Source organism: Ligilactobacillus salitolerans (genome assembly GCF_003864415.1).
Classification (GTDB): Bacteria; Bacillota; Bacilli; order Lactobacillales; family Lactobacillaceae; genus Ligilactobacillus; species Ligilactobacillus salitolerans.
Window position 1 is genome coordinate 53,715 of sequence record NZ_BFFP01000006.1, and the last position, 21,382, is coordinate 75,096.

Genomic DNA, 21,382 nt, shown 5'->3' on the forward strand with positions numbered 1-21,382 from the left:
GCAGCAATGGAAATTGAAAAAACCAATCGTTTCAATGCTCTGTTTGATTTCTACGAACAATTATTGACTACCAAGCAGATGCAGTATATCGGGCTATATTACCGGGATGATTATTCATTGGGGGAAATTGCGGAAAATTTTCAGGTTTCCCGGCAGGCAGTTTATGATAATATTAAGCGGACCGAACAAATTTTGGAAAATTATGAGAGTAAGCTGCATCTTTACAGAGATTTTGTAGCTCGAGATCAAAAAATCGAGTTTTTGAGTCAATATGTCAGCAGTCATTATGCTAATGATCAAAAACTGCTGCAGCTGCTGGCAGCCGTTGAACAGAATGAAGACCAGGAATGAAAGCGAGGATAAAAAATGGCATTTGAGAGTTTGACCGAGCGCTTGCAAAATGCAATTGGTAAATTACGCCGTAAAGGAAAAATTAGCGAAGCAGACGTTAAAGAGGTCATGCGTGAAATTAGGCTGGCGTTTCTTGAAGCCGATGTTAACTTTGGTGTAGTTAAAGATTTTGTCAAGACCGTACGTGAAAGAGCAATCGGAGCAGAAGTTTTGGAAAGCTTGACACCTGCCCAACAGATCGTCAAGATCGTAAATGAAGAATTAGTCAAAGTGATGGGGGAAGAAGCCGTTTCCTTAAATAAGTCGCCCAAGATCCCAACAATCATTATGATGGTTGGACTCCAAGGTGCCGGGAAGACTACGACCGCTAGTAAGTTGGCAGTTAAATTAAAAAAGGAACAGCATGCCAGGCCATTGATGATCGCAGCTGACGTTTATCGACCGGCTGCGATCGAACAGTTAAAAACCTTAGGACAAGATAATGACTTGCCAGTCTTTGACATGGGGACAGATGTTTCACCTGTCAAAATTGTCGAGGAAGGGTTAAAAGTTGCTCAGGAAAACAAGAACGATTATGTTTTTATCGATACTGCTGGTCGGCTGCAAATCGACGAAAAACTAATGCAAGAGTTGGCTGATATTGAGAAACTAGCCCAACCGACAGAAATTCTGTTGACCGTCGATGCGATGACTGGTCAAAATGCCACTGAGGTAGCGCAAGGATTCAATGAGCAGTTAAATATCACCGGCATTGTTTTAACTAAACTAGACGGCGATACCCGCGGGGGAGCAGCTTTATCGATCCGTGCCGTGACTGGCAAACCAATCAAGTTTATCGGCCAAGGTGAAAAAATGAACCAGCTGGACACCTTCTACCCAGACCGGATGGCTTCACGCATCCTCGGGATGGGCGATATGATGACCTTGATCGAAAAGGCGCAACAGGATTATGATGAGCAAAAAGCCCAAGATCTGCAGGATAAGATGCGGGCTAACAGCTTTGACTTCAATGATTTTCTTGAGCAGCTTGATCAGGTGCAAAAAATGGGTCCAATGGAAGATATCATGAAAATGATCCCAGGTATGGCCAATAATCCTGCATTAAAGAATGTGAAGGTCGATCCTAAGGATATGGAACATACCAAGGCAATCGTTTATTCAATGACTCCGCAAGAGCGCGAGGATCCAGATATCTTGAAACCAAGCCGGCGGCGGCGGATCGCAGCCGGTTCAGGACGATCTGTCCAAGAAGTTAACCGTTTGATCAAACAATTCAAACAAATGCGCGACATGATGGGCAAGATGTCAAATGGTAATTTCCAAGGGATGGAAAACATGTTTGGCAATGGAATGCAGGGTAAAATGGCTAAAATGTCAATGAACCGGATGGCACGTCAAAATAAAAAACGTAAAGCTAAGAAAATTAAAAAATTACGAAAACGCAGAAAATAACGGGTTTTTAGGTGTTCGTAAGCGGGTTGCTGCAAATAAATTTTAAAAAAAGTAGTCTGTCAAGAATTTTCCCTTTACACGTCCGTGATTTACTGGTATATTTATTAGCGTTGAGAAAACTTTAGGAGGTGTAACACACTATGGCAGTTAAAATTCGTATGAAGAGAATGGGTTCAAAGAAACGTCCATTCTACCGTATCGTTGTTGCTGACTCTCGCGCACCGCGTGATGGCCGTCAAATCGAAACGGTCGGCACATATAATCCATTGACTTCACCAGAAGAAATCGTCTTGAAAGAAGACCGTGTTTTGGAATGGTTAGGTAATGGAGCACAACCTTCAGATACTGTGCGTAACATTCTTTCGCAAGAAGGCATCATGAAGAAGTTCCACGAAAGCAAGTTAGCTAAGAAATAAGGTAAGTTAAATGAATGAAGCAGATGTGAAACAATTAATTTTTTCGATTGTTAAACCGCTGGTTGCAGAGCCTGACGCTGTTGCGTTGACGACCCAACGAGATGCACATTTTTTAAACTTTAATTTATCTGTGGCTGCAGCCGATGTTGGCCGTGTGATTGGCAAACGCGGACGGGTGGCTCAAGCTATTCGCACACTTGTGTATAGCGTCCATCTCAATGACTCAGCGCGCGTGCGTCTGAATATTGTGGACAAAAAATAAAGTAAAATTTAGCCTCTTGTTTCAACAGCAATGTTTGAAGCGAGAGGCTTTCTTTTTAGGGAGGGCAGAATGAAATGGCTTATTTTGACGTTGGAAAAATCGTAAATACACATGGGATCCACGGAGAGGTCAAAGTTATGGCTTCCACAGATTTTCCAAGTGAACGTTTTGCGGTTGGACAAGTTGTTTATGTTAACGATGGTCAAAAACCGCCGGTGAAGTTAACGATCAAAACACACCGCCAGCATAAACAATTGGAGCTGCTGACTTTTGACGAGATCAATGATATCAACGAGGCCGAGAAATATAAGGGCGCACAGCTTCAAATTACCCAAGAACAGCAAGAGCCTTTAGCAGAAGGAACGTACTATTATCGGGAAATTATTGGGCTGAAAGTTTTCTCGCTGCAAGAGGAATATTTGGGTACGATCAGCGAGGTCATGCAAACTGGTGCGAATGATGTCTGGGTCGTCCGGCGAGAAAACGGCAAAGAAATTTTGTTGCCAGTGATCCAAGATGTAATTAAAGAAGTAGACTTGGCTCAAGGACAAATCATTGTCGACTGGTTAGAAGGATTGGAAGAACAATGAAAATCGATATCTTAACGCTGTTTCCTGAAATGTTTGCCGGTCCTTTGTCGTCATCGATCGTGGGTAAAGCAGTCGAAAAGAAGATCTTAGACATTGAATTGACTAACTTTCGCGATTACACAACTGACCGTCAGAATCACGTCGATGATTATCCGTACGGCGGCGGGGCGGGGATGCTCTTACAAGCACAGCCGATTTTTGCGGCTCTCGACCATGTCAAAGAACAACGGCAGAATTTAGGGCGAGTGATCCTGCTGGATCCTGCCGGACGCAAATTTGACCAAACCGCAGCTGAAGAACTAGCCCGCGAACCGCAATTGACTTTTATCTGCGGCCATTACGAAGGCTATGATGAGCGGATCAAGCAGCGCGTCACCGATGAATTTTCTTTAGGTGATTTTGTGCTGACTGGAGGAGAATTAGGCGCACTGGTCATGATCGACGCCACGGTCCGCTTGTTGCCGGAGGTCTTAGGGAACAGTGCATCTGCTCCAGGCGACTCTTTTTCATCCGGACTGCTGGAATATCCTCAGTATACGCGTCCGGCGGACTTTGAAGGCCTCAAGGTCCCTGACGTTTTGTTGTCGGGTAACCATCAAAAAATTGATGAATGGCGCAGAAAAGAGGCACTGCGTAAAACTTATCAGCGCCGTCCAGATCTGTTGGCAGATTTGACGCTATCCACTGAACAAAAAAAGTGGTTGGAGGAATTTAAACGATCATAGTTGCTCCTTATTAGAGAGAAAAGTTATTTACAGGAACTAAATGTTATGCTACACTAATGATTGGCTATTTAAGCCACAATAACGATATTCCGCTGCAACTGGACATGAATGTCGGTGAAAGGAAGAAAAATAATGTCAGTTAATCCATTAATTGAAAAACTTACACAATCACAATTGCGTGAGGATATTCCAGATTTCCGCCCAGGAGACACAGTACGTGTGCATGCCCGTATCGTTGAAGGCAAGCGCGAACGTATTCAGATGTTTGAAGGGGTTGTGATCAAGCGCCGCGGTGAAGGTATCTCCGAAACTTATACAGTTCGTAAGATCAGTAGCGGTGTTGGGGTTGAACGTACTTTCCCTGTTCATTCACCACGTGTTGATAAAATCGAAGTTATTCGTAACGGACGTGTTCGTCGTGCGAAGCTGTACTACTTGCGTGCATTGCAAGGTAAGGCTGCTCGTATTCCAGAACGCCGTCGTAAATAATGCAGTTAAAAGTCCTTGTTCATCAAGGACTTTTTTTGCGCAATTTTAATGGGAGTGTTGATCGATATCTGCTCACTTTTTAAACTTTGATATTTCATTAAAAACGTAATTTGTGCTAAAATTATTTCTGAACGTGGATTCATATTAAAAGAGATAAACTACTAGGAGGATCAGCATGTCAATCAAGTATAAACGTGTGATCATTAAATTAAGCGGGGAAGCCTTAGCTGGAAAAGAAGGGCACGGGATCAACCCGCCGGAAATCCGCAAAGTTGCTGAAGAACTCAAGGAAGTCTACGATCTGGGGGTTGAGATCTCGATCGTTGTCGGCGGCGGTAATATGTGGCGCGGTGAGGCTGGTGCACAGATGGGAATGGAGCGTGCACAGGCAGATTACATTGGCATGTTAGGCACGATCATGAACGCCCTGGCTTTACAGGATAATCTGGAGACGATCGGAGTACCGACCAGAGTCCAGACTTCAATTGAAATGCGCCAAATCGCTGAACCATATATTCGCAGAAAAGCGATCCGTCACTTAGAGAAGCACCGCGTTGTTATTTTTGCCGGCGGCACAGGTTCACCGTACTTTTCAACGGATACTACTGCGGCTCTAAGAGCATCAGAAATCAACGCAGATGTGATCTTGATGGCCAAAAACGGTGTTGATGGAGTATATTCAGCAGATCCTAAGATCGACCCGAATGCGAAGAAGTTTGCCAGCTTGACACATTTAGACGTGATCAATAAAGGTTTACATGTCATGGATACCACAGCTTCATCTTTATCGATGGACAATGACATTCCTTTGGTTGTCTTTAATATGAATGAGCACGGTAATATTAAGAAAGTTGTCCTTGGCGATAACATTGGGACCACAGTGGAGGGAAAATAGATTATGAAAGTCAGCAATCCGATCCTTAAAGAAGCACAAGCAAAGATGACTAAATCCGAAGAGGCTTTGCAGCGAGAATTAGGTAATATTCGCGCAGGACGTGCCAATGCCAGTCTTTTAAGTCGAATCAACGTGGAATACTACGGGGTTGAAACGCCTTTAAATCAAATGGCGCAGATCTCAGTCCCTGAGGCCCGGGTCCTGTTGGTTACTCCTTATGATAAATCAGTCTTAAAGGATGTTGAGCGCGCGATCTTGGCCTCAGACCTAGGAATCTCACCTGCTAACGATGGTTCCGCAATTCGTTTGGTGATCCCGCAATTGACTGAGGAACGAAGAAAAGAGCTCGCCAAGCAGGTTAAGGCTACTTCTGAAAATGGCAAAATTGCTGTTCGTAATATTCGTCGTGATATGATGGATCAGTTAAAGAAGTCTGAAAAAGATGGAGAACTAAACGAAGACCAGTTGCATGATCTGGAAGAACAAGCTCAAAAAGTGACTGATGCTTCAATCAAGAGTATTGATCAAATCACCGCGGATAAAGAAAAAGAAATTCTTGAGGGCTAACTTTTAAGTTGAATTCAAATTAAAGAGAGGCAGAAATCTTTGGAATATTAGTCTTTTTCTAATTTTCTGAGGAATTTTGCCTCTTTTGCGTATTTTTTGATACAATGTTTGATGATACTCAGGAGGTGGACCCTTTGTTCAGCAATATTATAAAAAAAGATACAAAAAATAGAGTGGAAGCTGCACAACTAGATCCGCAGCTGATCCCAGACCATGTGGCGATCATCATGGATGGAAACGGACGCTGGGCACAAAACAAGCATTTACCGCGAGTAGCCGGTCATAAACAAGGCATGGAAGTGGTCGAAACCATTACAGAAGCAGCCAGCGATCTTGGGATCAAGGTCTTAAGCTTATATGCCTTTTCAACAGAAAATTGGCGTCGCCCCAATGAAGAGGTCAATTATTTGATGGGGCTTCCCAACAAATTTTTCTCTCGCTTTGTGCCAAAATTAATTCGCAATAATGTGCGTGTGAATGTGATAGGCGACCAAAGCCAGCTGCCTGAAAAAACGCAAGAAGCTGTTAATAATGCGATCGCAGACACCAAGGATTGTACAGGAATGGTCTTAAATTTTGCCTTAAACTATGGTTCTCGTTCGGAGATCTTGTCTGCAGTTAAGGCTGCAGCGATAGATGTTAAAAAAGGGCGGCTTGAGCCCGAAACAATCGATGAACAGCGGTTTAGTCAGTATTTGATGACCGCATCATTAGCACCTTATGGTGATCCGGATCTTTTGATCAGAACAAGCGGAGAACAACGAATCTCCAATTTTTTACTCTGGCAAATTGCTTATAGTGAATTAGTTTTTACAGACGTTTACTGGCCAGATTACCAGCCTGAAGATTTGTATCAAGATCTTTTGGTCTTTCAAAAGCGGGACCGTCGGTTTGGTGGAATAAAACCCAATGAAGGAGAAAATAAAAACAAATGAAACAACGTGTGATCACAGCTGTAGTTGCATTAGCGATTTTCATTCCCTTATGTTTTCTAGGGGGGATATCTTTTAACATTTTAATCGTACTGATGGGGTTGGTTGGTACTTCTGAGTTACTGATGATGAAGAAAAAATTATTAGTATCTGCTGAGGCAATTTTATCCTATCTGTTAACAGCAGTTTTTCTGCTGCCATCGGCCTGGTTAACTTTTTTACCCCGAGGGATCTCACGCAATGATCTGGCATATTTTTTGATCCTGCTGTTCTTGTTGGAGACAGTCTTCACCAAGAATCGCTTTACTTTTGATGATGCTGGGGCATTGGTCCTTGGTTCGATCTTTGTGGGTTCAGGTTTTCATTATATGATGGCGGCTAGAGCAAACAGCGTTTGGATGCTATTTTTTGCTTTGCTGATCGTGTGGATCACGGACAGTGGCGCGTACATGGTTGGGAGAAAACTAGGCAAAAATAAACTGGCTGTGCATATCAGCCCCAATAAAACCTGGGAAGGCTCCATTGGCGGAACGTTAGCTGCCACGCTGCTGGTAGGCATTTATGTTTTCTTTTTCCAAGCACATTTTACATACAGCTTGCCGCTAATGCTGTTATTAGTTTTACTTTTATCTGTGGCTGGACAGCTGGGTGATTTGGTAGAATCTGCTTATAAACGTTATTTCTCTGTTAAAGACTCAGGCAAGATCTTGCCTGGTCATGGAGGGATCTTAGATCGGTTTGATTCTATCATGTTTGTTTTGCCGTTAATGCACTTCGCTGGTTTAATTTAAGACAAGTTCTAATGGGAAGGATGGTAGCCCTATGCTGCTAACGATCATTGCTTTTATTATAGTTTTTGGGATCATTGTTACTTCCCATGAATTTGGGCATTTTATTGTCGCCAAAAAATCGGGGATCCTGGTCCGCGAATTTTCAATTGGAATGGGACCAAAATTATTTGGTTACCATAAAAACGGCACGACTTATACGATCAGAATTTTGCCCTTAGGGGGCTATGTTCGTATGGCAGGTTTAGAAGATGATGAAGAGACCTTGCAAAAAGGAATGCCTGTTAATTTAATTTTAGATCAAAACGACCAGGTCGAAAAAATCAATACTAGTAATAAAGTCAGTTTATTAAATGGTTTGCCCTTAGAGATCACTGATTGGGACTTGATCGACGAGATGTATGTTAGCGGCTACGAGAATGGCGATGAAGAAAAAACACGCCGCTTCTCAGTCAAAGATAATGCACTTGTTGTGGAAAAAGATGGGACCGAGATCCAAGTTGCCCCGCGAAAAGTTCAATATCAGTCGGCCAGCCTTCCTCGCCGGATCATGACCAATCTGGCAGGACCGCTGAATAATTTTATTTTAGCGATCATTGCTTTTATTCTGATCGCGGCTTTGCAGGGCGGTGCCGTTACCACGATCAATTCTGTGGGTGCAGTTCAAAAAAACTCCGTTGCCCAAAAAGCTGGATTGCAAAAAAATGACCGGATCGTTGCGGTTTCCGGGCATAAGACAGCTACCTGGGATCAGCTTTCAGCGGCAATTAGCGACCGTCCGGGTGAGAAAACGCGCTTGACAATCAACCGTCACGGTCAGACTAAGTCTGTGACCTTGGTCCCCAAAACACAGAAATCAAATGGGAAAAAAGTCGGTATAATTGGGATCCAGGCTGGACAAAAAGTCGATCATTCCATAGGATCGATCATCGGCTATGGTTTTACGCAGACTTTTACAGTTATGAAGGCAGTTTGGAACGCACTGGTCAACATGTTTCATGGTTTTAGCCTGAATGATCTGGGTGGACCTGTTGCGATGTATTCTTTTACCCAGCAGGCCGCTTCATACGGTGTGATCAGTGTGATCAACTTGCTCGCCTTTTTATCTATCAACTTAGGGATCGTGAATTTATTGCCGATCCCTGCGTTGGATGGCGGAAAATTGCTGCTTAATTTGATTGAAGCAATTCGAGGAAAGCCGCTTGATCCAAATAAAGAAACAATCATTACTTTGATCGGTTTTGGCTTTATGCTGTTATTGATGGTTTTAGTTACCTGGAATGATATCCAGCGCTACTTTTTTTAACAACGCTGAATGAGATGTGAGAGGAGAAAAGAGTTCATGAAACAATCACGGTTGTTGATCCCTACTTTAAAGGAAGTCCCAAGCGACGCTGAGGCTAAGAGCCATCAGTTAATGTTGCGTGCGGGTTATATTAAACAAATTACTGCGGGAATGTACGCTTACTTGCCGTTGGCACATATGGTCATTCGCAATATCGAACAGATCATTCGTGAAGAAATGGAGTCAATTGGTGCAGTTGAGATGCTGGTCCCAAATGTTTTGCCTGCCGAACTATGGAAAGAGACGGGGCGTTATGAGACTTACGGGCCAGATCTCTACAAGTTAGAGGACCGGCATGAACGTGAGTTGATCTTAGGCCCCACCCATGAAGAAACCTTTACTTCGATCATTCGTGATACCGTGAAGTCCTATAAAAAATTGCCGCTGACCCTTTACCAGATCCAGATGAAGTATCGGGACGAAAAAAGACCACGGTTTGGATTACTGCGTGGGCGCGAATTTTTAATGAAAGATGCCTATTCATTTCACGCAGATGATGAGAGCTTAAACCAAACTTTCCAAGATATGAGTCGAGCATACAATAAAATTTTTGAACGTACAGGACTTGAATTTCGTGGGATCTTAGCTGATTCTGGTCAGATGGGCGGCAAGGATTCAAAGGAATTCATGGCTATGGCACCGATCGGCGAGGATACAGTTGTTTACTCTGATTCCAGTGATTATGCCGCCAACTTGGAAATGGCTAAAAATTTACGCGTAACTAAGAAGTCGCACGAGCTGCCGCAGGAGCTGACAAAAGTTGCTACTCCAGGCGCCCGGTCGATCGATGAAGTTGCCGAATATTTAAAGATCGACAGTAATAACGAAATCAAGACCTTGTTTTATTATGTCGATGGGCAGCCAATCTTGGTTTTGATGCGTGGAGATGACCAAGTCAATGAGGTCAAGCTCAAAAACTACCTTGACGGTGCTGCTTTGCGTCCTGCCGAAGAGGATGAGGCACGCGCATATTTTGGTGCCGGCTTTGGTTCTTTGGGACCGGTCGGGATCAAGGATGCAAGAATCATCGCTGATTTAGATATTGAAGGAATGACTAACGTCGGAGTGGGAGCAAATGAAGATGGCTACCACTATCTGAATGTGAACCTGGACCGTGACTTTAAAGTGAGTGAATACGCGGATCTGCGTTTGGTTCAAGAAGGAGATATTTCTCCTGACGGACAGGGAGTGTTAAAATTCCAACGCGGGATCGAAATTGGTCATGTCTTTAAGCTAGGCGAGCGTTATTCTAAAGATATGGGCGCGACTGTTTTAGATGAGAATGGTCGTCAAGTCACAGTTAAGATGGGCTGCTATGGGATCGGAGTTTCACGTTTACTTTCAGCAATCGTTGAACAGCATAGTGACGAACATGGCATAATTTGGCCGCGTTCGCTCGCTCCGTTTGATGTCCATGTCGTTCCAGTTAATAGCAAAAATAAAGAGCAAGCAGATTTAGCACAAGAAGTCACGAGCTCCTTGGAAAAAGCAGGATATCAAGTTTTGCTTGATGATCGTAAGGAACGGGCAGGCGTTAAGTTTGCAGACTCAGACTTGATCGGATTGCCAGTGCGGATCACGGTTGGTAAGAAGGCCGCAGATCAAATTGTTGAGATCAAACTGCGCCAGACCGGTGAAACACTCGAAGTTCAAACTGGGGAACTGCTGAATTCGTTGTCGATCTTGCTTAAAGAAGAATAGGTTACCCGGATAGTTCATGGATTAGTCGAAACGCAGTTACTGGTTTCGGCTATCTTTAGTTGAGTCAAGATCACAATTTTGACAGAAAGGAGAGCAGTTTTGGGATTAAATAAAAAAGAAATGTTTACCAAACTCTTAGAGCAAATTGAGCTGACACCGCGCCCAGAAGATGCTCATTATTTTGAGAACGGCAGTATTTCACGGGTTGAAGTCCACCAGCTTACTAAACGCTGGGAGTTTAAACTGATTTTAGCGGATATCTTGCCTTTTCCTTTGTTTATAGAATTGCAGCAGCATCTGGATCATGCCTTTCAAAATATTGCTGCGATCTCGGTTAATATTCAAACGACCGCACCTGAAGTCACGAATCAAAAACTGGGGGATTATTGGCAATGGGTCGTTGCGCATAGTGGAGTCAAATCTAACCTAACACAAAGCTTATGCGAAGGAAAAGTGCCGTACTTACAAGATGGCCGGGTAATGTTACTGGCGGAAAATGAGATCATCAAAAATTTTCTCGTCAATCAAGCCCTAGGTCCAATTGAAGATACGTATCGTTGCCTTGGTTTTCCTCAACAGAATATCACGACACTGGTCGATGAATCTGCTTCACAAGCAAAAATTGCAGAATATAAAGAAAAAAAGGCTAAAACTGATGCTGAACTAACTCAAAAAGCGTTAGAAGCAATTCAAAAACAAAATCTCCAGAAAGAGGCGCGCAAGGGAAGAAAGGAGCTGCCGCAAGTTGACGGTACGGTCCAGCTGGGTAAAAAAATATCCAGCGATATTGAGCCCAGCCAGATGGCTGCTATTACTGAAGAGGAGCGTTCAGTTGTCATTCAAGGATATGTTTTTGATAAGGAAATTCGGGTTTTGCGTTCTGAGCGCCAACTGCTGATTTTAAAAGTGACCGACTACACTTCATCATTTGTGGTTAAGAAATTTTCGCGTGACGAAAATGATGAAGCAATGTTTGCCGCTTTGGATGAAGGCTCTTGGATCAAGGTTCGCGGCAGCGTGCAAGAAGATAATTATATGCATGATTTAGTCGTTAATGCTTATGACATTAATTCTGTCAAACACGAAAGCCGGCAAGACACGGCACCAGCTGACCAAAAAAGAGCCGAGCTGCACCTGCACACCAATATGAGTATGATGGATGCAACTAACAGTATTTCCAGTTATGTCAAACAGGCTGCTGATTGGGGTCAAAAGGCAATCGCAGTCACTGATCACGGCACACTCCAGGCTTTTCCGGAAGCGCATAGTGCTGGCGAAAAAAATGGAATTAAGATTTTGTATGGGGTTGAAGCTAACATTGTTGATGATGGTACGCCAATTGCCTATAATTGCCGGCATGTTAATTTGAAAGATGCTGTTTATGTGGTTTTTGATACAGAAACAACTGGTCTATCAGCTCGGTATGACAAGGTCATCGAGTTGGCGGCGGTTAAGATGCAGAATGGAAATGTATTAGACACATTTGAGCAATTCATTGATCCAGGGCATCCTTTGTCACAGACAACGATCAACTTAACTAGTATCACGGATGATATGGTGCGCGGTTCAAAAAGTGAAGCTGAAGTTTTTGCGATGTTCAAGGAGTTTTGTCAGGGGACGATCATAGTGGGACACAATGCCACCTTTGACGTCGACTTTATGAATACTGGTTATGCACGCCATGATCTGCCGGAAATCACTGAACCTTGGATCGATACTTTACCCTTTGCCCGAGTATTGTATCCTGAGATGAAAAGGTTCCAGTTAAATACTTTGGCTAAGAAGCTCAATATCAACTTGGAACACCATCACCGTGCGATTTATGACGCCGAAGCAACTGGTTTTATTTATTTTGCCATGCTTAAAGATGCCGAGGAAAAGTTAGGTGTTGAATACCATGACCAATTGAACCAGCACATTGGTGAAAATGATGCTTATAAACATGAACATCCATTTCATGCTACGATCCTCGCCCAGACTCAAGCTGGACTGAAAAATCTCTTTAAAGTGGTTTCTGCAGGTATGACAGAATACTTTTATCGGGTGCCGCGGATCCCGCGTTCGGTCTTGAATCAATATCGAGATGGGTTGCTGGTAGGCTCTGCGTGTGCGGATGGTGAAGTTTTTACTGCAATGATGCAAAAAGGTTATGAGACAGCGAAAGAAAAAGCGCGGTACTATGATTATTTAGAGGTTCAGCCTAAGCCGCTTTACTCATCGCTGCTTGAACAAGAACTGGTCAAAGATAACGCTAACCTAGAAGAAATTATTCATAATATGGTGCAATTAGGACATGAGCTCCAGCTGCCTGTTGCAGCAACGGGTGATGTGCATTATATGAATAAAGAGGATGCGATTTACCGCAAGATCTTGGTTCACTCTCAGGGTGGAGCAAATCCGCTGAATCGTTTGCGGCAACTGCCTGATGCTCATTTTAGAACAACTGATGAAATGCTGAATGAGTTCGCTTTTCTTGGCCCTGAAACTGCGCAGGAGATCGTGGTTCAAGCTCCTGCTCAAATCGTAGAGATGTGTGATGAAATCTCTCCAGTTAAAGACAAGCTCTATACTCCTAAAATGCCGGGAGCAGAAGAAGACATCGAAAATCTGACGATGAATAAGGCGCATGAACTTTATGGCGCTGAATTGCCGCAAGTTGTCGATGAACGCTTGAAAAAGGAATTAAAGTCCATTATCGGCAATGGTTTTTCAGTTATTTATCTTATTTCGCAAAAGCTGGTATATAAATCAAATAAAGATGGCTACCTGGTTGGCTCACGTGGGTCAGTCGGATCCAGTTTGGTTGCTACGATGTCTGGGATCACTGAGGTTAACCCGCTTCCGCCGCATTATCGGTGTCCTAAATGCAAATGGAATCAGTTTTTTACTAACGGTGAATATGGTTCGGGTTTTGATCTGCCTGACAAAGATTGTCCGGAATGCGGAACGACCCTAGTTAAAGACGGACAAGAGATCCCCTTTGAAACTTTCCTGGGGTTCAAGGGAAATAAGGTCCCCGATATCGATTTGAACTTTTCGGGAGATTATCAGCCGATCGCCCACAATTACACTAAGGTATTGTTTGGTGAGAAAAATGTGTATCGAGCCGGAACGATCGGGACTGTCGCCGATAAAACGGCTTATGGTTATGTCAAAGCCTATGAACGAGACACGGAACAAAGTATCAGGGCAGCTGAGATCGATCGTTTAGCCAAAGGTGCGACGGGCGTTAAGCGCACTACCGGGCAGCATCCTGCTGGGATCTTGGTTGTGCCGGATTATATGGATATTTACGACTTTACGCCGATCCAGTATCCAGCTGATGATGTCACTGCAACTTGGAAAACGACCCATTTTGATTTTCATTCGATCCATGATAATATTTTGAAGCTCGATATTTTAGGGCATGATGATCCTACGATGATCAGAATGCTGCAAGATCTATCGGGAATCGAACCTAAAACTATCCCGACTGACGATCCAGGGGTCATGGCACTTTTTTCCGGGACAGAGATCCTTGGGGTCACAGATGAACAGATCCAGTCAAAAACCGGCACATTAGGTATCCCGGAATTTGGGACGCGCTTTGTCCGGGGAATGTTAGAGGAAACACATCCACAGACATTCGCGGAATTGCTGAAGATCTCAGGTTTGTCGCATGGGACTGATGTTTGGTTAGGCAACGCCGAGGAATTGATCCAGAATAAAACCGTAACGATGCCAGAAGTCATTGGTTGTCGTGATGATATTATGATGGATCTGATCCACATGGGGGTTGAATCCGATTTAGCCTTTAAGATCATGGAACATGTGCGTAAAGGGCGGGGGATCCCTGATGATTGGCAAGAACAGATGCGTCAAGCAGATGTACCTGAATGGTATATAGGTGCCTGCCTAAAAATCAAGTATATGTTTCCTAAAGCGCATGCGGCTGCCTATGTGTTGATGGCCTTGCGAATTGCGTATTTCAAAGTTTATTTACCGCTAATTTACTATGCAGCATATTTTTCGGTCAGGGCGGATGATTTTGACTTGGTATCGATGGTCCATGGTAAAGAATCTGTCAAATCAGCCATGCAAGAAATCAATTCCAAAGGCAATGATGCTTCCACTAAGGAAAAGAATTTGTTGACTGTGCTGGAATTAGCCAATGAAATGCTGGAACGCGGATTTAAATTTAAAATGGTAGATCTGCAACGCTCGGATGCTGCGGACTGGCTGATCGTGGATAACGATACATTGCTGGCACCATTTTCAGCAATTCCGGGTCTCGGCCTAAACGCTGCTAAACAAATCGTTGCGGCCCGCGAAGAACAAGAATTTCTGTCAAAAGAGGATCTGTCTAAACGTGGCAAGGTTTCAAATACCTTGATCGAATATATGACAGAAAACCATGTTCTTGATGATTTGCCTGATGAAAATCAGTTGAGTTTATTCGAAGACCTATTCTAAAGAGCAAAAAAGCACAGCCTATTCAGCTGTTCAAAGGCGAGCTGAAGCTGATTGATTTGCTTTTTAATTACGCTTATGCTAGGATGATACTAGTAACTTGATAACTCGCAGAGAGTGGGCAGAGATGCTCACTCTTTTTATTGGAAATGTGCAGACAGATGATTTGCAGAGAAATTAACAGCAAGGAGGGTGAAGGATGAGCAGTGTCGTTGAAACAGTTACAGATTTGGCAACACCGATCTTGCAGAAACATCATTTTGAATTGGTAGATCTTGAGTTTGTTAAAGAGGGTAAGAGTTGGTACTTGCGTGCATACATTGATAAACCAGGCGGTATTACGATCGATGAATGTGCCTTAGTCAGTGATGAGTTAAGTGAAAAGTTGGATGCTTGTGACCCTGATCCGATACAACAGGCTTATTATTTAGAGGTTTCCTCTCCTGGAGCTGAAAGACCTCTGAAAAAAGAGCAGGACTATGAGAATGCTGTCGCGCAAAATGCTAATGTTTTTATCAGTCTCTATGAAAAAGTGGCAGGCAGTAAGGATTATGAAGGCCATTTAATTGGTTTGACTTCAGATGAGATCACCTTGGAATACCGGGACAAAACACGTCTCAAGCAGGTGACGATCCCACGCAGTAAAATCGCGCAAGCCCGTTTAGCAATCGAATTTTAAATAATGTTGTAAACAAGGAGTAAAATAAAATGAGTAAGGAACTACTTGAAGCCCTAGATTCTTTAGAGAGGGAAAAGGGTGTTAAGAAGGAAATTGTTGTCGATGCATTAGAAAATGCGCTTGTTTCTGCCTATAAACGCAACTACGGTCAAGCACAAAACGTTGAGGTCGATTTTGATCAGACTCACGGCAGTATTCACGTTTATGCTGTTAAAGAAGTTGTCAATGAGGTCTTTGATTCTCGGCTGGAAGTTAGTTTAAAAGATGCACTCGAGATCAATAAAGCCTATGAGATCGGTGATACGATCCGTTTTGAAGTTACACCAAAAGACTTTGGCCGGATCGCTGCTCAAACTGCAAAGCAGGTCATCATGCAGCGGGTACGTGAAGAAGAACATAATATTATCTATAACCAGTATATTCAGTATGAAAATGAAATCGTAACGGGTGAAGTGGAACGACGGGATAACCGCTATATCTACGTTAATCTTGGTAAAGTTGAGGCTTTGCTTTCACGCCAAGATCAGATTGCCGGCGAAGAATATAAATCGCATGACCGGATCAAAGTTTACATTTACAAAGTCGAAAATACTTCAAAAGGACCACAAGTTTATGTGAGCCGTTCGCATGCCGATTTGTTAAAACGTTTGTTTGAACAAGAGATCCCTGAAATTTATGATGGAACTGTCGAAATTGTCTCGATCGCCCGTGAAGCGGGTGATCGTGCCAAAGTTGCAGTCCGGTCGAACGATAGTAATGTTGACCCTGTTGGGACCTGTGTTGGTCCTAGAGGCGAACGTGTGCAAACGATCGTTAACGAGCTGAAGGGCGAAAACATGGATATCGTGCAGTGGGAAGAAGACCCGGCAGAATTTATTTCTAATGCCTTGAATCCCGCAGATGTTTTGGAAGTTCGTTTTGCAACTGAGAATGAACATGTCTGCACGGTTGTAGTTCCAGACGATCAGCTTTCATTGGCCATCGGTAAACGCGGCCAAAATGTTCGCTTAGCTGCACGCTTGACAGGGTATAAGATCGATATTAAATCTGAGTCAGATATTCAAAAAGCAGATGCCCAAGCCGCAGTGGAACCGGCACCTGAAAACAAACCGGCTGATCCAGCACAAACAGCTGATGTTCAACCAGATTCAACTGATTCAGACGATCAGGCAGACACAGAGAGTGAAAACTAATTTCGAGGTGATCTAGCATGGGCAAAAGAAAGATTCCAATGCGCAAGGATATTGTATCTGGTGAAATGTTCCCTAAAAAAGAGTTAGTCCGGATCGTGAAGAATAAAGAAAATGAAGTCAGCATTGATCCAACTGGCAAGAAACAAGGTCGCGGCGCCTATATCCGCTTAGACGTGGACGCTGCTTCAACAGCCCGTGACCAAAAAACATTTGACTCGGCTTTTGGTATTAAGATCGAACCATCTTTTTATGATGAATTATATGCTTATGTCGATCATCAAGTGGCACGGATGGAATTATTTGGCAATGGAAAATAGACAAAAAGTTTTAAATTTATTGGGACTTGCACAACGAGCACGAAAATTAACTGCAGGGTCGGATATGGTTTTAAAACAAATACGAGCGCAAAAGGCCGTGCTGGTCTTTGTGGCCAATGATAGCGCGGCTAACACTCGCAAAAAATTTAGTGATAAGTGTCGGAGCTACAATGTAAGTTTGTCGCAAGAATTAAGCGCGCTTGAATTAAGTTCTGCGATCGGGCAGAAAAGAAGCGTCGTTGCGGTGACAGACAAGGGATTCGGACGCAAGTTGCTTGAGTTGCTATCGACTTAGGCAGATCTAACGGGGGACCGTTTAGTTCATGAGCGTCGGACGGTTGCTCCGTAAAATCTAATCGGAGGTTGATGGTATGAGCAAGAAACGAATTTATGAGTTAGCAAAAGAACTAAAGGTCAGCAGCAAAGATGTGATCAAAGTGGCTGAAGACAAAGGATTTACTGTCGGCAATCACATGTCTGTTTTAGGTGAAAATGAAGAACGACAGATCCGTGAATTTTACCAGCCTAAAAAAACAGCACCTAAAAAAGCGGCACCTAAAACTGCTGCTCACAAACCAGCAAATTCCCAGAAAAAGAGTGCCAACAATAGTGCACAACAACATGCTAATAAGTCTGGTCAGCATAACGAGCATCAGACAGCCAACGGGAAGAAACAGCCTGTAAGAAATGAAAGACGTGACAATACACGTAAAAATACGTCCACTGCTAATGGTCGTCCACAGCAAAAGACGAATAACAACGGGAGCAATAATCCAAGCAGCCGCTTCGACCAGAAAAAAAATGGCCGCGGTAATAATAGCTTTGGAAACAATTCTATGAATAACGGAAATAATCGGAATCGCAACTTTAAGAAGAAAAATCGTCGAAACAATCGCAACAACCGCAACGTCAACATCAAGCATAATCCGGTTTCACAACGGAAAAACAAGCCGTTGCCAGAAACTTTGGTTTACACGGTTGGGATGAATGTCGCTGACATTGCTAAGAAGATCCACCGTGAACCAGCTGAGATCATTAAAAAACTCTTTATGATGGGTGTAATGGTCAACCAAAACCAATCCCTAGATAAGGACACGATCGAACTATTAGCAACTGATTACGGGATCAATGCTGAAGAAAAAGTCGAGGTTGATGTTTCTGACATCGATAAATTCTTCGAAGATGAACAGAAAAACCAAGATAATTTGGCTGATAGACCACCAGTTGTTACGATCATGGGACACGTTGATCATGGTAAAACAACACTGTTGGATAAACTGCGCAACTCCCACATTACTGAAGGAGAAGCCGGCGGTATCACCCAGCATATCGGGGCCTATCAATTGCAGCATGGTGACAAAATGATCACCTTCCTTGACACACCAGGACATGCTGCCTTTACTAACATGCGCGCGCGTGGTGCTGACATTACTGATATCACAGTTTTAGTAGTTGCTGCTGATGACGGTGTGATGCCGCAGACAATTGAGGCGATCAACCATGCGAAAGCAGCCGAAGTGCCGATCATTGTTGCAGTTAATAAAATCGATAAACCAGGTGCTAATCCGAACCATGTGATGGAACAATTGACAGAATATCAGTTGATCCCTGAAAGTTGGGGCGGCGACACGATTTTTGTTGAAATCTCTGCTAAGTTCGGCAAAAACATCGATGAACTGCTTGATATGATCTTACTGGAATCTGAAATGCTGGAGTTAAAAGCTAACCCAGACCAGCACGGTGCTGGTTCTGTTATTGAAGCCCGCTTGGATAAAGGCAAAGGGCCGGTTGCATCACTGTTGGTTCAACAAGGGACTTTGCATACCGGTGATCCAATCGTTGTGGGTAATACTTTTGGCCGTGTTCGGACTATGACTAATGCCCGCGGAAAACGGATCAAGGAAGCAACACCTGCAACTCCAGTTGAAATTACTGGTCTGAGTGATGTTCCAGACTCTGGCGATCGTTTTGTGACCTTTGATGACGAAAAAACGGCACGTGCTGCAGGTGAAAAACGTGCAGAACAAGCTGTCTTGCGTGAACGTCACCAGACAACGCATGTGACCCTTGATAACTTGTTTGATACCTTAAAAGACGGTGAACTTAAGGAAGTTAACGTGATCATTAAAGCTGATGTTCAGGGTTCTGTTGAAGCTTTGGCACAAAGCTTTAAGAAGATCGATGTTGAAGGCGTACGTGTTAACATTATTCACGAGGCCGTTGGCGCGATCAACGAAAGCGATGTGACCCTGGCCGAAGCTTCCAATGCGATCATCGTTGGGTTCAATGTTCGTCCGACACCACGCGCGAGAGCACAAGCAGAAACTGACAAGGTCGATATTCGACTGCATAACGTGATCTACAAGGCGATCGATGAGATCGAAACAGCCATGAAAGGTATGCTTGAACCAGAGTACGAAGAAAAAATTACTGGGCAAGTTGAGATCCGTGAAACTTACAAAGTATCTAAGCTTGGTACGATCGGTGGCGGTTATGTCTTGAATGGTTACATTCAAAGAGACAGCGGCGTTCGAGTGATCCGTGATGGCATCGTGATCTATGAAGGTAAGCTGGCTAGTTTGAAACGCTTTAAAGACGATGTGAAGGAAGTCAAGTCAGGTTATGAATGCGGCTTGATGATCGAGAAGTATAATGACATCAAGGTCGGGGATCAAGTTGAAGCGTATGTTATGGAGGAAGTACCGGTCAAATAATTTTCAATGCAGTTTGATCTGCAAAGACAGTTAAGGGAGGATAATAATGGCGCAACAAATCCGAATTGGCCGTTTGGCACAAGAAATTCAACGCGAAGTAAATGACATCTTACAAAAACGTGTGCGTGATCCCCGTGTTTCGGGCGTTACGATCACAGGTGTGGATGTCACTGGTGATTTGCAGCAAGCAAAGATCTATTACAGCATTCTCTCCGATCTGGCCTCAGATCAGGAAAAAACTGCTGCAGGTCTGAAAAAAGCAACCGGACTGATCAGACATGAATTAGGGCAGAGGTTAAGCATTTATGTCACGCCTGAAATTCATTTTGAACAGGATAAATCTGAACGGTATGGCGAACATATCGACGAATTATTGCGTAAGCTGCACCAGGAAGAACAGTAAACTATGGCCTTAATCCAGGTTGTCTGGTATCAGATGACCCAAGCCGGCCAAACATTTAAGTTCAGTTGTTAAGACTGGAGCCGCTGCAAAACAATGTTTTGTAGCGGCTTTTTTCAGATTATTGGCAAATTTTTGAGCAGCAAGACGGCATGGGGCTGTTGAAATTTAAATTGGAGGAAGATAGAGATGGACGGGATTTTACCGTTATATAAAGAGCGGGGAATGACTAGCAATGATGCAGTCTTTAAATGTCGGAAAATTTTTAAAACCGGAAAAGTTGGTCATTCGGGGACACTTGATCCTAACGTTGATGGAGTTTTACCGATCTGTATTGGAAAAGCAACGAAAGTTGTCAACTATCTGATGGATTCCGGCAAGGTTTACCGCGGCGAGATCACTTTAGGGTACGCAACGCAAACAGAGGACCTAGAGGGGGAAATTATCGAAAAAGCACCCTTAAAAAAGTCGTTTTCTGCGCAAGCAATCGATTCTGCGATGCAAGAATTAACTGGTACGTTGATCCAGATCCCGCCGATGTATTCTGCTATTAAGGTCAACGGGCGACGTTTGTATGATTATGCCCGTCACAATGAGCCGGTCGTTCGGCCCAAAAGACAAATCACGGTTGATTACTTTAAGCAAATCAAACCTGCAGTCTATGATACCGTAAAACAAGAACAGAAAATCTTCTTTGAAGTTGGCTGTCAGAAAGGGACTTACGTTCGCACTCTCGCAGTCGATCTGGGTAAAAAGTTAGGGGTTCCCGCTGTGATGTCCGATTTGACTAGGTTAAAAAGCGGAGGGTTTAGTCTGGAAGATACACTTGACCTGCAGACTCTTAGCAGCTTAGACCAAGAACAGTTGGAGCAGGCTTTGAGTCCGGTCAGCCATGCCTTAGAAAAATTTGCCAGTTATCAATTATCTATTTCCGAGTGGAAAAGAGTGCAAAATGGCGGTTTTTTGGAACTGGCTGAAATGAAGCTTACTGATCTCACAGCACCCAAGCTTGTGTTGTTTTATGATGGACGCGCAAGGTGTCTGTACTATTTTAATTCAGAAAAAAATAGGTATCAGCCTGAGCAAATGATTGATTTAACTTGAGAGGAGGTTGGAA

At 43.5% G+C, this 21,382-nt stretch carries 21 protein-coding genes; all 21 read left to right on the forward strand.

Going from position 1 to position 21,382, the window contains the following annotated elements:
• Positions 1 to 6 precede the first annotated feature (6 nt).
• The 21 genes from LFYK43_RS02930 to truB all read left to right on the forward strand — a co-directional run bounded on the left by LFYK43_RS02930 (position 7) and on the right by truB (position 21,369).
• Positions 7 to 351, forward strand: a complete 345-nt coding sequence (locus LFYK43_RS02930) for a putative DNA-binding protein (protein WP_124975268.1) — start codon at positions 7 to 9, stop codon at positions 349 to 351.
• A 15-nt stretch (positions 352 to 366) separates the two neighbouring features.
• Complete coding sequence (ffh, locus tag LFYK43_RS02935) at positions 367 to 1,803, forward strand: signal recognition particle protein (protein WP_124975270.1); 1,437 nt, start codon at positions 367 to 369, stop codon at positions 1,801 to 1,803.
• A 140-nt stretch (positions 1,804 to 1,943) separates the two neighbouring features.
• Positions 1,944 to 2,219: a 30S ribosomal protein S16 gene (gene rpsP / locus LFYK43_RS02940; protein WP_124975272.1), complete on the forward strand. Its 276-nt coding sequence runs from the start codon at positions 1,944 to 1,946 to the stop codon at positions 2,217 to 2,219.
• A 10-nt stretch (positions 2,220 to 2,229) separates the two neighbouring features.
• Entirely contained in the window at positions 2,230 to 2,481 is a 252-nt protein-coding gene (locus LFYK43_RS02945; protein WP_124975274.1) for a KH domain-containing protein, read from the forward strand.
• A 74-nt stretch (positions 2,482 to 2,555) separates the two neighbouring features.
• Positions 2,556 to 3,071: a ribosome maturation factor RimM gene (rimM, locus tag LFYK43_RS02950; RefSeq protein WP_124975276.1), complete on the forward strand. Its 516-nt coding sequence runs from the start codon at positions 2,556 to 2,558 to the stop codon at positions 3,069 to 3,071.
• The gene (trmD, locus tag LFYK43_RS02955) at positions 3,068 to 3,796 is read left to right on the forward strand and encodes a tRNA (guanosine(37)-N1)-methyltransferase TrmD (protein WP_124975278.1); all 729 of its coding nucleotides are present in this window, start codon (positions 3,068 to 3,070) and stop codon (positions 3,794 to 3,796) included. The genes rimM and trmD overlap by 4 nt, the downstream gene beginning before the upstream one ends.
• Positions 3,797 to 3,928: 132 nt before the next feature.
• Entirely contained in the window at positions 3,929 to 4,285 is a 357-nt protein-coding gene (rplS, locus tag LFYK43_RS02960; protein WP_124975280.1) for a 50S ribosomal protein L19, read from the forward strand.
• Positions 4,286 to 4,460: 175 nt separating this feature from the next.
• Entirely contained in the window at positions 4,461 to 5,180 is a 720-nt protein-coding gene (gene pyrH / locus LFYK43_RS02965) for a UMP kinase (RefSeq protein WP_124975282.1), read from the forward strand.
• Positions 5,181 to 5,183: 3 nt separating this feature from the next.
• Positions 5,184 to 5,747 carry a ribosome recycling factor gene (frr, locus tag LFYK43_RS02970; protein ID WP_124975284.1) on the forward strand — a complete coding sequence of 188 codons (564 nt, stop codon included), beginning with the start codon at positions 5,184 to 5,186 and terminating at the stop codon, positions 5,745 to 5,747.
• A 134-nt stretch (positions 5,748 to 5,881) separates the two neighbouring features.
• A complete protein-coding gene (gene uppS / locus LFYK43_RS02975; protein WP_229717910.1) occupies positions 5,882 to 6,682 on the forward strand; it encodes an undecaprenyl pyrophosphate synthase in 801 nt (266 codons plus the stop codon).
• Complete coding sequence (locus LFYK43_RS02980) at positions 6,679 to 7,470, forward strand: phosphatidate cytidylyltransferase (protein WP_124975288.1); 792 nt, start codon at positions 6,679 to 6,681, stop codon at positions 7,468 to 7,470. Before uppS ends, LFYK43_RS02980 begins: the two co-directional genes overlap by 4 nt.
• Before the next feature lie 31 nt (positions 7,471 to 7,501).
• Positions 7,502 to 8,773 carry an RIP metalloprotease RseP gene (rseP, locus tag LFYK43_RS02985; protein ID WP_124975290.1) on the forward strand — a complete coding sequence of 424 codons (1,272 nt, stop codon included), beginning with the start codon at positions 7,502 to 7,504 and terminating at the stop codon, positions 8,771 to 8,773.
• Between the two features lie 36 nt (positions 8,774 to 8,809).
• On the forward strand, positions 8,810 to 10,513 hold the full coding sequence (locus LFYK43_RS02990; protein WP_124975292.1) for a proline--tRNA ligase: 1,704 nt from the start codon (positions 8,810 to 8,812) through the stop codon (positions 10,511 to 10,513).
• Between the two features lie 120 nt (positions 10,514 to 10,633).
• Positions 10,634 to 14,965, forward strand: a complete 4,332-nt coding sequence (locus LFYK43_RS02995; protein WP_124975333.1) for a PolC-type DNA polymerase III — start codon at positions 10,634 to 10,636, stop codon at positions 14,963 to 14,965.
• A 196-nt stretch (positions 14,966 to 15,161) separates the two neighbouring features.
• Entirely contained in the window at positions 15,162 to 15,641 is a 480-nt protein-coding gene (gene rimP / locus LFYK43_RS03000) for a ribosome maturation factor RimP (RefSeq protein WP_124975294.1), read from the forward strand.
• Positions 15,642 to 15,670: 29 nt separating this feature from the next.
• The gene (nusA, locus tag LFYK43_RS03005) at positions 15,671 to 16,834 is read left to right on the forward strand and encodes a transcription termination factor NusA (RefSeq protein WP_124975296.1); all 1,164 of its coding nucleotides are present in this window, start codon (positions 15,671 to 15,673) and stop codon (positions 16,832 to 16,834) included.
• 17 nt (positions 16,835 to 16,851) lie between these two features.
• Positions 16,852 to 17,151, forward strand: coding sequence for an RNase P modulator RnpM (gene rnpM / locus LFYK43_RS03010; protein WP_124975298.1), 300 nt, complete (start codon positions 16,852 to 16,854; stop codon positions 17,149 to 17,151).
• Positions 17,141 to 17,446, forward strand: a complete 306-nt coding sequence (locus tag LFYK43_RS03015) for a YlxQ-related RNA-binding protein (protein WP_124975300.1) — start codon at positions 17,141 to 17,143, stop codon at positions 17,444 to 17,446. Before rnpM ends, LFYK43_RS03015 begins: the two co-directional genes overlap by 11 nt.
• A 76-nt stretch (positions 17,447 to 17,522) precedes the next feature.
• Positions 17,523 to 19,865: a translation initiation factor IF-2 gene (infB, locus tag LFYK43_RS03020; RefSeq protein WP_124975302.1), complete on the forward strand. Its 2,343-nt coding sequence runs from the start codon at positions 17,523 to 17,525 to the stop codon at positions 19,863 to 19,865.
• Between the two features lie 46 nt (positions 19,866 to 19,911).
• On the forward strand, positions 19,912 to 20,268 hold the full coding sequence (gene rbfA / locus LFYK43_RS03025) for a 30S ribosome-binding factor RbfA (protein ID WP_124975304.1): 357 nt from the start codon (positions 19,912 to 19,914) through the stop codon (positions 20,266 to 20,268).
• A 186-nt stretch (positions 20,269 to 20,454) separates the two neighbouring features.
• Positions 20,455 to 21,369, forward strand: a complete 915-nt coding sequence (gene truB, locus LFYK43_RS03030) for a tRNA pseudouridine(55) synthase TruB (RefSeq protein WP_124975306.1) — start codon at positions 20,455 to 20,457, stop codon at positions 21,367 to 21,369.
• The last annotated feature ends 13 nt before the right edge of the window (positions 21,370 to 21,382 follow it).

What these genes read in the sequence shown, in the direction of transcription:
- truB (WP_124975306.1), top strand. Translation starts at nt 20,455, where the DNA reads ATGGACGGGATTTTACCGTTATATAAAGAGCGGGGAATGACTAGCAAT.
- LFYK43_RS03015 (WP_124975300.1), top strand. Translation starts at nt 17,141, where the DNA reads ATGGAAAATAGACAAAAAGTTTTAAATTTATTGGGACTTGCACAACGA.
- rseP (WP_124975290.1), top strand. Translation starts at nt 7,502, where the DNA reads ATGCTGCTAACGATCATTGCTTTTATTATAGTTTTTGGGATCATTGTT.
- rpsP (WP_124975272.1), top strand. Translation starts at nt 1,944, where the DNA reads ATGGCAGTTAAAATTCGTATGAAGAGAATGGGTTCAAAGAAACGTCCA.
- pyrH (WP_124975282.1), top strand. Translation starts at nt 4,461, where the DNA reads ATGTCAATCAAGTATAAACGTGTGATCATTAAATTAAGCGGGGAAGCC.
- infB (WP_124975302.1), top strand. Translation starts at nt 17,523, where the DNA reads ATGAGCAAGAAACGAATTTATGAGTTAGCAAAAGAACTAAAGGTCAGC.
- LFYK43_RS02990 (WP_124975292.1), top strand. Translation starts at nt 8,810, where the DNA reads ATGAAACAATCACGGTTGTTGATCCCTACTTTAAAGGAAGTCCCAAGC.
- LFYK43_RS02930 (WP_124975268.1), top strand. Translation starts at nt 7, where the DNA reads ATGGAAATTGAAAAAACCAATCGTTTCAATGCTCTGTTTGATTTCTAC.
- trmD (WP_124975278.1), top strand. Translation starts at nt 3,068, where the DNA reads ATGAAAATCGATATCTTAACGCTGTTTCCTGAAATGTTTGCCGGTCCT.
- rbfA (WP_124975304.1), top strand. Translation starts at nt 19,912, where the DNA reads ATGGCGCAACAAATCCGAATTGGCCGTTTGGCACAAGAAATTCAACGC.
- LFYK43_RS02995 (WP_124975333.1), top strand. Translation starts at nt 10,634, where the DNA reads ATGTTTACCAAACTCTTAGAGCAAATTGAGCTGACACCGCGCCCAGAA.
- rnpM (WP_124975298.1), top strand. Translation starts at nt 16,852, where the DNA reads ATGGGCAAAAGAAAGATTCCAATGCGCAAGGATATTGTATCTGGTGAA.
- rimM (WP_124975276.1), top strand. Translation starts at nt 2,556, where the DNA reads ATGGCTTATTTTGACGTTGGAAAAATCGTAAATACACATGGGATCCAC.
- ffh (WP_124975270.1), top strand. Translation starts at nt 367, where the DNA reads ATGGCATTTGAGAGTTTGACCGAGCGCTTGCAAAATGCAATTGGTAAA.
- frr (WP_124975284.1), top strand. Translation starts at nt 5,184, where the DNA reads ATGAAAGTCAGCAATCCGATCCTTAAAGAAGCACAAGCAAAGATGACT.
- rimP (WP_124975294.1), top strand. Translation starts at nt 15,162, where the DNA reads ATGAGCAGTGTCGTTGAAACAGTTACAGATTTGGCAACACCGATCTTG.
- LFYK43_RS02945 (WP_124975274.1), top strand. Translation starts at nt 2,230, where the DNA reads ATGAATGAAGCAGATGTGAAACAATTAATTTTTTCGATTGTTAAACCG.
- LFYK43_RS02980 (WP_124975288.1), top strand. Translation starts at nt 6,679, where the DNA reads ATGAAACAACGTGTGATCACAGCTGTAGTTGCATTAGCGATTTTCATT.
- nusA (WP_124975296.1), top strand. Translation starts at nt 15,671, where the DNA reads ATGAGTAAGGAACTACTTGAAGCCCTAGATTCTTTAGAGAGGGAAAAG.
- rplS (WP_124975280.1), top strand. Translation starts at nt 3,929, where the DNA reads ATGTCAGTTAATCCATTAATTGAAAAACTTACACAATCACAATTGCGT.